We start from the raw sequence: 12,153 nt of genomic DNA, 5'->3' as shown, positions 1-12,153 counted from the left end.
TCTCCCTTAATCCAGGCTTGCCATTCGGATGTTGCCGCCATCGAGCCAGACCTGGGCGGCCTTGCCGCGCAGGGCCGTGCCCATGTCCTCCGCCGTCCGCACGAGGCGGTCGATCCCCAGCAACTCGGGTTCGAATTTGCGGCAGTAGATTCGTGCGCGCGGGTTGCGCGCGGCTCCGGCGATCGCGCGACCGCGCAGGGCGCCGTAGACGTGGATCGAGCCGCCGGCCAGGATCTCGGCCCCGGAGGAGACGGACCCCATCACGGTCACGTCGCCGGTCGGGTTGATGACGCTCTGTCCGGAGCGGACCGAGCCCTCGACGGTGATCGAGGTGACCACCTGCGGCTCCGGCTCGGCCGGGACGCTCGGGATCTCGATCGTCTCGGACGGGTGCCCCTTGACCAGCAGCGGCGGCAGGCCGTCCACCACCGCGTCGGCCCCCTCGATGCCCAGGACCGCGATGCCGCGGGCCTTGAGCTCGTTCATGAGCGTCTCGAGCGCGTCCGGCTCGGGCTTGAGCTGGGCGCAGTCCAGGATGACGGCCCGGCCTTTCAGCAGGGTCGGCGAGCGCTTGAGCGCCGCGTCGAGGCCCGCGAGCCACTCGGGGAGCGGCGGCTCGGGGGAGAGGGCCAGGGCCTTGAAGGCCCGCCCGCGCAGGCTGAGCGGCCGGGGCGCGGAAGGAGCCGCCGCTGTGGCGGTCTCCGGGTCGATCGGCTCGGGGAGGGTGTCGCTCATGTCCGCCCGTTAAGAGTCCTTACCGGACCATTGACGGCGGGTATGGTTACCGAAGGGTTAAGTTTCTGATCCGGTCGGCAAATTCTGCCGGGATCCTTGTATCGGGGCAGCGGAGGATGGTCTCACGCCCTCGGGCGCGCGTCGCGGGGGGCTCGGCCCCGGTCTCCGTGGGTTCTGCGCGGGCTGAAAGGCCGTTAACCGACGGCCTGAACGCCGGAGCTGCGAAGCCTCTCAACCTCGCTCGAACAGGTTCAGCTTGATCGCGTCCTCCAGCAGCCGCACCTCCACGGCCTGCCCCCGGAAGGCCGGGTCGAGGTCGTCGGCGGCGCGGTAGAGACCGTCGATCGCGACCAGCTCCGGCTCGAACCGCCGGCACCAGATCCGCGCCGTCGGGTTGCCGGCGGCGCCGGCGATCGCGCGGCCGCGCAGGGCGCCGTAGACGTGGATCGAGCCGCCCGCGATGACCTCGGCGCCCGACGCCACGGCGCCCAGCACCGTGACGTCGCCCTCGAGGTGCAGCACGGTCTGGCCGGAGCGCACGGGCGCGTCGAGGATCAGCGAGCGGGCCGTCTCTCTGGCCTGCGGCTCGGCCGGCGCGGGCGCGTCCGCGGCCGACTCGTCCGGGGCGGCGATCTCCCCCGCGGGGCGCCCGCCCGACAGGGCCGGCGGGGTCGCGGAATCCAGGAGCGACGGCGCCGCGCCCTCGATCCCCAGGATCGGGATGTTGCGGGCGGCCAGCTCGGCGAGCAGCCCGTCGAGATCCTCGCGGTTGAGCCGCAATCCGGACAGGTCGAGGATCACCGGCCGGCCGGCGAAGAAGTTCGGGGCACGGCGGTTGAGGGCGTCGAGGTCGCCGAACCAGTCGGCGACCGGGGGGATCGGCGCCAGGACGGTGGCCATGAAGGAGCGGCCGCGGAAGCGGATCGGCGGGCGCGCCGGCTCGGATGTCGGCTGGGTCACGGGCGTGTTCGGTGTGCGCGGAAGGGATCGTCTGCATCCATGGGACGGCGCCGCGCCCGGGGCAATCCCGCGAGGGCCGGTGTGACGCCTTGGCGGGCCTGCGGGCGCGTTTCTGTTGTAGAGAGAGCCGGCAGCCGAGCCGGACCGGACCGTTGAGCAGCGTCACCCCGCACGCCCCCGCCCCCTTCGTCGTCGACGACCTGACCCGCGCCAACCAGCGTCGGGCGGCCGACCCGCGCGCCTCGGCTTGGGTCTCGGCCAATGCCGGCGCGGGCAAGACCAAGGTCCTCACCGACCGGGTGGTCCGGCTGCTCCTCGACGAGGCGCCGCCCGGCCGGATCCTCTGCCTGACCTTCACCAAGGCCGCCGCGGCCAACATGGCGATCCGCGTCTTCCGGCTGCTCGGCCGCTGGGTCACGCTGGACGACGAGACCCTCGCCGCCGAACTCGCCGAGCTCACCGGCGAGCGCGCCGGGCCCGAGCGCCTGCGCCTGGCGCGCCGCCTCTTCGCCCGGGCGGTCGAGACGCCGGGCGGCCTCAAGATCGAGACGCTGCACGCCCTGTGCGAGCGGCTGCTCCACATGTTCCCCTTCGAGGCGAACGTGCCGGCCCGGTTCGTGGTGCTCGACGAGGCCAAGGCCCGGGAACTGTTCGATATCGAGATGGCCAACGTCCTGGCCGACGCCGTCGCGAACGGCGACACGCCGCTCAGCGCGGCCCTCGCGCGGGTCACGCCGGAAGCCACGGGCGACACCCTGCGGGCGGCGATCCGGGCGGCCATGCGGGCGCGGAGCTTCATCGGCGACGCCGCCGGCCTGGAGCGGGCCTTCGGGCGGCTGCACGGGGCGCTGGGGCTGGCGGCCGAGGAATCCGCCGAGCGGATCGAGGCCGGGATCCTCGAGGGCGGTCCCGGGTGCCGCCCGGAGGAGCGCGCCGCGCTGGTCGCGGCGCTGCGCACCGGCAAGGCCAACGACGAGAAGCTCGCCGACGCGCTCGAAGCCGCCGAGGCCGAGCGGCTCCGCTCCGCGGACCTTCCCGACCGGGCCGAGGCGCTCGCGCTCTACCGCGCGGTCTTCTTCACCCAGAAGGACGAGCCCAAGGCCGACAGCAGCCTGGGGACCAAGGGCGTGCCGGCCGGCGCCAAGGCGGCGCTGCTCGCCGAGCGGGACCGGCTGGATCCTCTGTTCGACCGCCTGCGCGCCGCCCGGGCCCACGCCCGCACGCAGGCGCTGTTCCAGATCGCCGCCGAGATCCACCGCCGCGTCGAGGCGCAGAAGGCGCGCCTCGGCGCCCTCGACTTCGACGACCTGATCCACAAGGCGCTGGACCTGCTCGGCCGCGTCGGCGCCGGCTGGGTCCTGTACAAGCTCGACCGCGGCATCGACCACGTCCTCGTCGACGAGGCGCAGGACACGAACCCGGAGCAGTGGGCGATCCTGCGGGCGATCACGCAGGAATTCGCCGCCGGCGAGGGCGCGCGGTCCGGCAGCCGCACGCGCTTCGCGGTGGGCGACCCCAAGCAGTCGATCTACGGCTTCCAGGGCGCGGAGCCGCGGGAATTCGCCCTGACCCGCGCGTCCTGGATCGCGGAATCGCGCTCGGCCGGACTGACCTTCGAGGACGTGCCGCTCACCCTGTCGTTCCGCTCGACCGATCTCGTCCTGCGCGCCGTCGACGCGGTCTTCGCCCTCGACGCCCACAACGAGGGCCTGTCCTTCGAGGACACGGTCCGCACGACCGTGCACGCCAGCGCCCGGCCGGGCGCGCCCGGCGCCGTCGAGCTGTGGCCGATCGCCGAGCCTGAGCCGGCCGCGGAGCCCGATGCCTGGACCGCCCCCGTGGACGCGCCCGAGACCAGCGCCCCGGCGATCGTCACCGCCCGCCGGGTGGCGCAGGCGGTGCGCGCCTGGACCACCGCGGGGGACGCGACCGGCCGGATCTGGCGCCCCGGGGACGTCCTGATCCTGGTCCGGAAGCGCGGGCCGGCCTTCGAGGAGGCGATCCGCGCCCTGAAGGGGCTCGGCGTCCCGGTCGCCGGGCAGGACCGGCTCGAGGTCTCCGCCCACATCGCGGTGGCCGACCTGGTCGCCGCCGGCCGGGCGGGCCTCCTGCCGGCCGACGACCTGACCCTCGCCACCGCCCTCAAGACGCCACTCGTCGGGCTCACCGACGAGGACCTCGTGCGGATCGCCGCCCGCCGCGACCTCGCCGAGACCCTGGAGGATGCCCTGCACAGCCACGCCGCGGCGGGCGACGCGGCCGCGCGGCGCGGGCTCGAGGCCCTGTCGGGCTGGATCGCCCTGGCGGGGCTCCACGGCCCGTTCGGTTTCTACGCCCGGCTCCTCGGGCCGCAGGGCGGCCGGGCCAAGCTGGTCGCCCGCCTCGGCGGCGAGGCCGGGGACGCGATCGACGTGTTCCTCGCCGCCGCCGCCCAGGCCGAGACCGGCGAGGACGCCCCGTCGCTGGGCGGCTTCCTCGCCCGCTACGTCGGGGCCGAGGCCGGCCACACGGTCAAGCGCGACCTCGAATCGGGCCGCGACGAGGTCCGGGTCATGACGGTCCACGGCGCCAAGGGCCTGGAGGCGCCGGTCGTGGTGATCCTCGACGGGTGCGAGCCCCTCGGCCGCAACGACCCGCCCCTCCTGCCGCTCCCGGCGACGGAGATCGCCCTGCCGCCGGTCTGGTCGGGCGGGCGGACGCAGGACTGTGCCGCCACCGACGCGGCGCGGGCGGCCCTGCTCGCCAAGGCCCGGCAGGAGCACAACCGCCTGCTCTACGTCGCCATGACCCGCGCGGCCGACCGGCTGATCGTGGCGCCCTTCCGCGGCCACGAGCGCGAGACCGAGGCGGCGTGGTGCCGGATGATCCAGGCCGGCCTGGAGGCGGCACTCGGCGCCGGCCGGGCGCTGGAACTCCCCTACGGCCCCGCGACCCTCTGGCAGGACGGCGCCCCGCCGGATCCCGCCCCCGCCGCGGGTGCCGCGTCTGCCAGAGCGGAGGCCGGGTCGGAGCCCGACTGGCTGCGCGGCCCGGTGCCGCCGGAACCGACCCCCGAGGCCCTGAACCCGTCCGGCGCCCCGCAGGCGGCGGACGGCGCGCGCGTGCCGCCGCCGCGCCTCGCCGACGCGCAGGCCCGGCGCCGCGGGATCCTGACACACGCCCTGCTGCAGCACCTGCCCCGGGTCGAGCCGGACCGCCGGGAGACGGCCGGGCGCGCCTTCGTGCAGGCCCGGGCGCCCGGTCTGCCGCGCGCGGCCGCCCCCGCGATCGTCCGGTCGGTCCTCCGGATCATCGACGCCCCCGACCTCGCGCCGCTCTTCGCCCGGGACGCCCGCGCGGAGGTGGCGCTGTCGGGGCGTGTCCGTGCCGGCGGGACAGAGAGGGTGGTCCAGGGGCGCGTCGACCGCCTCGCCGTGACGGCGGACATGGTGCACCTCGCCGACTTCAAGACCGGGCGCCCGCCCGAGCCCGGCGCGCCGCTGCCCGCCGCGGAGGCCGGCCAGATCGCCCTCTACGCGCGCCTCCTCGCGCAGATCTACCCGGGCCGGACGATCCGGCCGATTCTCGTCTGGACCTCGGGGCCGGTGATCCGCGCCCTCGATGCCGACGACGTCGCGACGGCCCTGGACCGGATCGGGATCGAGGCGTGACCCGTAGCCCCGGGGCGCGTGCCCGGAAGCGGTCCGCATGCGCCAGCGCACGTCGCGGTGGGGCGATTCACCGAGAGAGCCGTGCGTCCCGGGCACCCCCGCCCTCCCCCGGCGACCGGACTTCTTGACCGGGCGCCGGGCCGTCGCCAATTCTGACCGGACCGCGCGGGCCTCTGCCCGTTCGACGCCGCCCGACGGGCGGCGAATTCCGAAAGGTGACGTTATGGCGACGGTGAAAGTAACCGACGCGAGCTTCGAGCAGGACGTTCTCAAGTCCGCCGAGCCCGTCGTGGTGGATTTCTGGGCGGAGTGGTGCGGCCCCTGCCGTCAGATCGGCCCGGCCCTCGAGGAGATCGCGACCGACCTGCAGGGCAAGGTGAAGATCGCCAAGGTCAACGTCGACGAGAACCCGCAGATCGCCGCCCAGTACGGCATCCGCTCGATCCCGACGCTGCTGCTCTTCAAGAACGGCGAGCGCGTGGACCAGAAGGTCGGCGCCGCACCGAAGGGCGACCTGTCGCGCTGGATCGGCGCCCAGACCGCCTGATCCGCCGTCAAGGCTCCGAACGACAAAAAGAAAGCCCGGCCGCGAGGCCGGGCTTTCTCGGTTTCGAGCCCAAGTTTTTTTATTTCGGGATCCCGGTGCTTGGCCCGGGATCCCGTATTCCGTCTCAGTACGAGCCGAACTTGTAGTTCAGGCCGGCGCGGACGACGGCGAAGGCGTTCTCGTTCCGGCTGGCGCCGGCGAGCGAGTACACCGGCACGAGGCCGACCGGGGAGATCGCAGCACCAACCAGCGGCGCCTGGGCGCGGCCGTTGTTGTTGTCGAGGTTCACGTACAGACCTTCGACCTTCAGCGTGACGGCCGAGGAGCGGAAGAAGTTCAGGAACGAGTCCGTGGGCAGGGCGTACTCGACACCGCCGCCGACCGTCCAGCCGGTCTTGAAGTCGTTCCGGCGGCCGGCGAAGTTCTGCAGGCCGACGCGAGCGCCGTCATCCGTGCCGGTGGCGTAGGCGAAACCGCCGGTGGCGTACACGAGGGTCCGGTCGAAGGCCCAGCCGAGACGACCGCGGACGGTGCCGAAGAAGTCGATGGTGTTGAGCGTGCCGTTGACCGGGATGAAGCCCGGGTTGATCGCCACGGCGTTGGTGGCGAAGCGGGCGCGACGGCCGAAGTCGAGGTACTGGGCGTCAGCCTCGAAGCCGATCACGGCGCCGGAGCCCGGGGTCAGCTGCCAGTTGTAGCCGATCTGGCCACCGCCCGAGAAACCCTCGCGGCTGTCGTTGCTGTAGACCAGCGACGAGCCGTTCGGCAGCAGGGCCTGGTAGGGGACGAGACCGCCCGGAACCAGAGCGACCGGGTTGCCGGGCGTCTGGACGAAGCCGCGGGTGGAGTTGCTGCTGGCGTCGAACGCGTAGCCGGCGTTGATACCGAAGTAGGCGCCGGTCCAGGTGAACACCGGAACGGGGGTGAACACCGGCGGCGGCGCGGCGCGGCGCGGCAGGTCGGCGGCCGAAGCGGCGGCCGTGAGCGCGGTGAACGCCGCGAGAGAGGTGAGAAGCTTCTTCATTACTGTGATCCCCAGCATAAGCCCGATCGCCGATGAAACTATGCGATCGGGCCCCGCGAGGATGTAGCTTAGCTGCCACAGCGGGAGGAAAGCGTGGCCGTGGACGGGTGTCCGTCCGGGCGATTGCGGCGATTCGACGGATTTTCGAATGCAGAATCCGGATTTCACAGGTCTCCGGTTCCCGGCCACTTGATACAGCGGCCGCGCGCGGCGCTCCCAGACTGGAGACGACTCAGACCGGCGGCGTGTCGTTGGCGGCGAGAACCATGCCGGCCAAGTAGAGCGATCCGCAGATCAGGATTCGCGGCGGGCGCTCGAAGGCGATGTCCCGCACGAGGGCGAGGGCCGCCTCGATGCTCGGCGCCGCGTAGGTCTTGAGGCCGACATCCTCGCCAATCCGGGCCACCTCCTCGGCCGGGCGCGCGGCCATGGTCCCGGTGATCGGGACGGCCACCAGGGCCCGGGCCAGGCCCACGAAGTTGCGCAGGAACCCGTCGGCGTCCTTCGTGCCGAGCAGGCCGACCACGAGGACGAGCGGCACGTCGCTCTTCTCGCCGAGATCCGCCATGGCGGCCGCGAGGATCCGGCCGCCGTCGATGTTGTGACCGCCGTCGAGCCACAGCTCGGTGCCGGCATCGAGCTGGGCGGCCAGCCGGCCGCGGCCGAGGCGCTGCAGCCGGCCCGGCCACTCGACCTCGGTCAGGCCCCGCTCCAGGGCCGCGATCCCGATGTCGCCGAACCCGGCGGCGCGCAGCGCGGTGATCGCGGTTCCGGCGTTGACCAGCTGGTGACGCCCGGCGAGGCGCGGCCGCGGGAGGTCGAACAGGTCGGTCTCGTCCTGGTAGACGAGCCGGCCGCGCTCCTCGTGCACGGAGAAGTCCTGGTTGCCCACCAGCACGGGCCCGGCCCCGAGGGCTTCCGCGCGCCGGCAGAGGACGGCGTCGGCCTCGGCGTAGTCCTGGGCGGCGATCACCGCCGGGCAGCCGCGCTTGAAGATCCCGGCCTTCTCGGTCGCGACCGACTCGACCGTGTCGCCGAGATACTCGGCATGGTCGCGGCCGATCGGCGTCACCACCGCGCAGGCCGGCCGGTCGATGACGTTGGTGGCGTCGAGCCGGCCACCGAGGCCAACCTCCAGGAGCAGCACGTCGGCCGGGCTCTCCGAGAAGAGCAGGAACGCCGCTGCCGTGGTGATCTCGAACATCGTGATCGGCTCGCCGGCATTGGCGCTCTCGCAGCGCGCGAAGGCGTCGGCCAGGCGGTCCTCGTCCACGAAGTGCCCGCCGCCGATCCCGCCGATGCGCATCCGCTCGTGGAAGCGGACGAGGTGCGGGGAGGTGTAGACGTGGGCGGCCAGGCCCCCGGCCTCCAGGATCGACCGCATGAACGCGATGGTGGAGCCCTTGCCGTTGGTGCCGGCCACGTGGATCACGGGCGGCAGGCGGCGCTCGGGATGGTTGAGCCGCGCGAGCAGCCGCTCGATGCGCCCGAGCGACAGGTCGATGGTGCGGGGGTGGAGCGCCAGGAAGCGCGCCATCAAGGCGTCGGACGAGGCCATCGCCGGGCTCAGGCCGCCTCGGAGGCCGCGGCCGGCGCGCCGGCCTGGGCCGCGTTGGTGAGGAGGCTGCAGAGACGCGTGATCGTCTCCTTGAGCTGGTGCCGGTGGACCACCTGATCGACCATGCCGTGCTCGCGCAGGTACTCCGCCCGCTGGAAGCCGTCGGGCAGCTTCTCGCGGATCGTCTGCTCGATCACCCGCGGTCCCGCGAAGCAGATCAGCGCGCCGGGCTCGGCGAGGTGGACGTCGCCCAGCATCGCGTAGGAGGCGGTGACGCCGCCCGTGGTCGGGTTCGTGAGCACCACGATGTAGGGGAGCCGCGCCGCGTTGAGTCGGCGCACCGCCACGGTGGTCCGCGGCATCTGCATCAGCGACAGGATCCCCTCCTGCATGCGCGCGCCGCCGGAGGCCGCGAACAGCACGTAGGGCGTGCGCTTCTCCAGCGCCGTCTCGGCGCCGCGCACGAAGGCCTCGCCCGCCGCCATGCCGAGCGATCCGGCCATGAAGCCAAATTCCTGCGCGGCCAGCGTCATCGGAAGGCCGCCGACCCGGCCGAAGCCGATCTTGAACGCGTCCTGCAGGCCGGTCTTGGCCCGGGCCTCCTTGAGCCGGTCGACGTAGCGCTTCTCGTCGCGGAACTTCAGCGGGTCGGGGGTGACCTCGGGCAGGGCCACGTCGATCCACGTGCCCTCGTCGAACATCATCTTCAGGCGCGCCTGGGCGCCCATCTTCAGGTGATGCTCGGAACCGGGAATGACCCAGTGATTGGCCTCCACCTCCTTGTGGAACACCATCTGCCCCGTGTCCGGGCACTTGACCCAGAGGTTCTCGGGCGTCTCGCGCTTGAACAAGGTCTTGATCCGGGGGCGCACCACCTCCGAGATCCAGTTCATCGGTTCGACCATCGACTTGCGTCCGTCCGCTTCAAGCCCGCGCAGATATCAGGTGGGGCGCGCTCCGCCGCCAGGGGTGCCCGGTCCGCCCGTCAGGCGGCCCGCCCGACGCCCGCCGACCGCACGCCCGCGGCGAGTTCGCGCACCAGCTCCGTCACGGCCTCGACGCTTCCGGCCTGCGCCCGGCCCTCGCCGTCGAGGGAGCGCACCAGGGCGTCCACGAGCGCGGAGCCCACCACGACGCCGTCGGCACCCTCGGCGATCGCCGCCGCGTGGGCGCCGGTCTTGACGCCGAATCCCACGACGACGGGCAGCTCGGTGTGGCGCCGGATGCGGGCGACCGCCTCGGAGACCTTGCCGAAATCCGGGGTCGCCGTCCCGGTGATGCCGGTGATCGACACGTAGTAGACGAAGCCCGCCGTGTTCGCGAGGACGGCCGGCAGGCGCCGCTCGTCGGTGGTGGGCGTGGCGAGGCGGATGAAGGCGAGGCCCTTGCCGAGGGCCGGCAGGCACAGCTCGGAATCCTCCTCGGGCGGGAGATCGACGACGATCAGCCCGTCGACGCCGGCCGCCAGCGCGTCGTCGAGGAAGCGGTCGACGCCGTAGGTGTGGATCGGGTTGTAGTACCCCATCAGCACGATTGGCGTGGTGTCGTTGCCGGCGCGGAAGCGGCGCACGAGGTCGAGGGTGCCCGACACCGTCTGGCCCGCCTTGAGCGCCCGCAGGCCGGCCGCCTGGATCGCCGGGCCGTCCGCCATCGGGTCGGTGAACGGTAGGCCGAATTCCAGGATGTCGGCGCCGGCGCCCGGCAGCGCCTTCAGGACCTCGAGCGAGGTCGCGGGATCGGGATCGCCGGACATCACGTAGGTGACGAGGACGGACCGGTTCTCCGCGCGGGCGCGGGCGAAGGTGGCGTCGATGCGGCTCGGCATGGTCGGTCGATATTCGCTTCTGCAGGGCCGCCGACGGCCCGGGATTGCCCCCGCGCTACACCAAAGGCATCGGCCCGTGAAGCGGGCGGACCTGCCGCGACCGCCGGCGAAGGCGTCCCGGAGGCCCGGCCACGCGCGAGACGCGGCCATGCGCGCGGGCCGGTTGCCGGGACGGCGCCGCCGGCCTAGCCCTCGCCCATGCCCGAGTCAGCCCTCCCGTCGCGCCCCCTGGCGGCGCTCCTGTTCGACATGGACGGGACGATCATCAGCTCGATCGCCTCCGCGGAGCGGATCTGGTCGCGCTGGGCCGAGGCGCACGGCCTCGACGCGGCGTCCTTCCTGCCGACGATCCACGGCGTGCAGTCGGTCGAGACCATCCGGCGGCTGAACCTGCCGGGCGTCGATCCCGTGGCCGAGGCCGCCGCGATCACCGAGGCCGAGATGGCGGATGTCGACGACATCGTGGCGATCCCGGGGGCGCAGGCCTTCCTGGAGGCGCTGCCGCGCCACCGCTGGGCGATCGTCACCTCGGCGCCCCGGCGGCTGGCGGAGCGCCGCCTCGCGGCGGCCGGCATGCCGGTCCCCGACCTTCTGGTGGCCGCCGAGGACGTGGCGCGGGGCAAGCCCGCGCCGGACTGCTTCCTCCTGGCGGCCGGGCGCCTCGGCGTCTCGGCGCCGGACTGCCTCGTGTTCGAGGACGCCCCGGCCGGCATCCGGGCGGCCGAGGCCGCGGATGCCGCCGTCGTGGTCGTCACCGCGACCCATCACGAGCCGGTGAGGACCAATCATCCCACGATCGCCGACTACACCGGGCTGCGCGTCGCGGCGGCCCCGGAGGGGATCCGGGTGACACGGACCGCCTGAGCCTCTCCATCCCGGCCGCGGATCCGCTGGCGGCCGGCCCCGCGCGGTCGTATCGCCCGCTTGCGCCGCGCGGATCGCGGTGAAGGGACACGGCCATGGTGACGATCAGTCGACGCCGCGCGCTCGGGGCGGTCGCCGCCGGCGCCGCCGCGGGCCTCGGCCCCGCCGCGGCCGCCGAGGCGCAGCCGGCCCCGCTGTTCCCGCTGCCGCAGGCCATCATCCCGATCCTGGGCGAGGCGCAGGTCTTCCCGGTCCGCCGGATCTACTGCATCGGCCGGAACTACGCGGCCCACGCCCGCGAGATGGGCTCAGACCCGTCGCGCGAGCCGCCCTTCTTCTTCCAGAAGCCGGCGGATGCCGTGCAGGTCGTCGCGGGCGGCGTCGCCGACCATCCCTACCCGTCGCTGACCCAGAACTACCACCACGAGATCGAGCTCGTCGCCGTGCTGAAGTCGGGCGGTCGCGACATCGCGGCCGCGCAGGCGCTCGACCACGTCTACGGCTACGCCACCGGCCTCGACATGACCCGCCGGGACCTCCAGCGCGGCATGGGCAACCAGAAGAAGCCCTGGGAGATCGGCAAGAGCTTCGACCAGTCCGCGCCGATCACGCCGATCCTGCCGGTCGCCCGGGTCGGGCATCCGGCGCGCGGCCGCATCCGGCTCGCCGTGAACAGCACCGTGCGGCAGGACGCCGACCTGTCGGACATGATCTGGTCGGTCGCCGAGCAGATCGCCGAGCTGTCGCGGGCCTTCGAGCTGAAGGCGGGCGACATCGTCTTCTCGGGAACGCCCGAGAATGTCGGGCCGGTCGTCCGCGGGGACGTGCTCGCCGGCTCCATCGAGGGCCTGCCGGACCTGTCGATCCGCATCGTGTGATCGCGCGTCGCGCGATCCCCCGCGGCGATCCGGTCGCGGCGGGGCGTTGACTTTCCCCGCCGGCGTCGCGGCTTTATCCGGTACGGATCCGCGGGGGCAGGAGCAGCGCGCG

General features: G+C 73.4%; 10 protein-coding genes. 4 read left to right on the top strand and 6 right to left on the bottom strand.

Annotated features, from left to right (window positions below; translation table 11 throughout):
* Positions 1–6: 6 nt before the first annotated feature.
* Positions 7–735, bottom strand: coding sequence for a septum site-determining protein MinC (minC, locus tag BMY19_RS12125; protein WP_020093045.1), 729 nt, complete (start codon positions 733–735; stop codon positions 7–9).
* Positions 736–966: 231 nt separating this feature from the next.
* Positions 967–1,635 (bottom strand): septum site-determining protein MinC, encoded by a 669-nt coding sequence (minC, locus tag BMY19_RS12120; RefSeq protein WP_056533382.1) that lies wholly within the window; start codon positions 1,633–1,635, stop codon positions 967–969.
* 212 nt (positions 1,636–1,847) lie between these two features.
* On the opposite strand from minC (BMY19_RS12120), the gene addA reads away from it, so the two are divergent.
* Positions 1,848–5,345: a double-strand break repair helicase AddA gene (addA, locus tag BMY19_RS12115; protein WP_100251863.1), complete on the top strand. Its 3,498-nt coding sequence runs from the start codon at positions 1,848–1,850 to the stop codon at positions 5,343–5,345.
* Positions 5,346–5,568: 223 nt separating this feature from the next.
* A complete protein-coding gene (gene trxA / locus BMY19_RS12110) occupies positions 5,569–5,892 on the top strand; it encodes a thioredoxin (RefSeq protein WP_010682902.1) in 324 nt (107 codons plus the stop codon).
* 124 nt (positions 5,893–6,016) lie between these two features.
* On the opposite strand, the gene BMY19_RS12105 is transcribed toward trxA, so the two are convergent.
* From BMY19_RS12105 to trpA, 4 genes are all read right to left on the bottom strand, one after another.
* Positions 6,017–6,916 carry an outer membrane protein gene (locus BMY19_RS12105; protein ID WP_020093042.1) on the bottom strand — a complete coding sequence of 300 codons (900 nt, stop codon included), beginning with the start codon at positions 6,914–6,916 and terminating at the stop codon, positions 6,017–6,019.
* 232 nt (positions 6,917–7,148) lie between these two features.
* Positions 7,149–8,474 carry a bifunctional folylpolyglutamate synthase/dihydrofolate synthase gene (locus BMY19_RS12100; RefSeq protein WP_100251862.1) on the bottom strand — a complete coding sequence of 442 codons (1,326 nt, stop codon included), beginning with the start codon at positions 8,472–8,474 and terminating at the stop codon, positions 7,149–7,151.
* Positions 8,475–8,482: 8 nt separating this feature from the next.
* Entirely contained in the window at positions 8,483–9,379 is an 897-nt protein-coding gene (gene accD / locus BMY19_RS12095; RefSeq protein ID WP_091680513.1) for an acetyl-CoA carboxylase, carboxyltransferase subunit beta, read from the bottom strand.
* An 80-nt stretch (positions 9,380–9,459) separates the two neighbouring features.
* Positions 9,460–10,299, bottom strand: a complete 840-nt coding sequence (gene trpA, locus BMY19_RS12090; RefSeq protein WP_091927169.1) for a tryptophan synthase subunit alpha — start codon at positions 10,297–10,299, stop codon at positions 9,460–9,462.
* 198 nt (positions 10,300–10,497) lie between these two features.
* On the opposite strand from trpA, the gene BMY19_RS12085 reads away from it, so the two are divergent.
* Both BMY19_RS12085 and BMY19_RS12080 read left to right on the top strand, forming a co-directional pair.
* The gene (locus BMY19_RS12085) at positions 10,498–11,163 is read left to right on the top strand and encodes an HAD-IA family hydrolase (protein WP_100251861.1); all 666 of its coding nucleotides are present in this window, start codon (positions 10,498–10,500) and stop codon (positions 11,161–11,163) included.
* Positions 11,164–11,258: 95 nt separating this feature from the next.
* Positions 11,259–12,041, top strand: coding sequence for a fumarylacetoacetate hydrolase family protein (locus BMY19_RS12080; protein ID WP_100251860.1), 783 nt, complete (start codon positions 11,259–11,261; stop codon positions 12,039–12,041).
* Positions 12,042–12,153: the final 112 nt, after the last annotated feature.

The sequence above is a fragment of the Methylobacterium sp. UNC300MFChir4.1 genome, from assembly GCF_900110155.1.
Lineage (GTDB): Bacteria > Pseudomonadota > Alphaproteobacteria > Rhizobiales > Beijerinckiaceae > Methylobacterium.
This window is presented reverse-complemented; position numbering and strand designations above follow the sequence as displayed.

What these genes read in the sequence shown, in the direction of transcription:
- minC (WP_020093045.1), bottom strand. Translation starts at nt 735, where the DNA reads ATGAGCGACACCCTCCCCGAGCCGATCGACCCGGAGACCGCCACAGCG.
- minC (WP_056533382.1), bottom strand. Translation starts at nt 1,635, where the DNA reads ATGGCCACCGTCCTGGCGCCGATCCCCCCGGTCGCCGACTGGTTCGGC.
- trxA (WP_010682902.1), top strand. Translation starts at nt 5,569, where the DNA reads ATGGCGACGGTGAAAGTAACCGACGCGAGCTTCGAGCAGGACGTTCTC.
- BMY19_RS12105 (WP_020093042.1), bottom strand. Translation starts at nt 6,916, where the DNA reads ATGAAGAAGCTTCTCACCTCTCTCGCGGCGTTCACCGCGCTCACGGCC.
- BMY19_RS12100 (WP_100251862.1), bottom strand. Translation starts at nt 8,474, where the DNA reads ATGGCCTCGTCCGACGCCTTGATGGCGCGCTTCCTGGCGCTCCACCCC.
- accD (WP_091680513.1), bottom strand. Translation starts at nt 9,379, where the DNA reads ATGGTCGAACCGATGAACTGGATCTCGGAGGTGGTGCGCCCCCGGATC.
- trpA (WP_091927169.1), bottom strand. Translation starts at nt 10,299, where the DNA reads ATGCCGAGCCGCATCGACGCCACCTTCGCCCGCGCCCGCGCGGAGAAC.
- BMY19_RS12085 (WP_100251861.1), top strand. Translation starts at nt 10,498, where the DNA reads ATGCCCGAGTCAGCCCTCCCGTCGCGCCCCCTGGCGGCGCTCCTGTTC.
- BMY19_RS12080 (WP_100251860.1), top strand. Translation starts at nt 11,259, where the DNA reads ATGGTGACGATCAGTCGACGCCGCGCGCTCGGGGCGGTCGCCGCCGGC.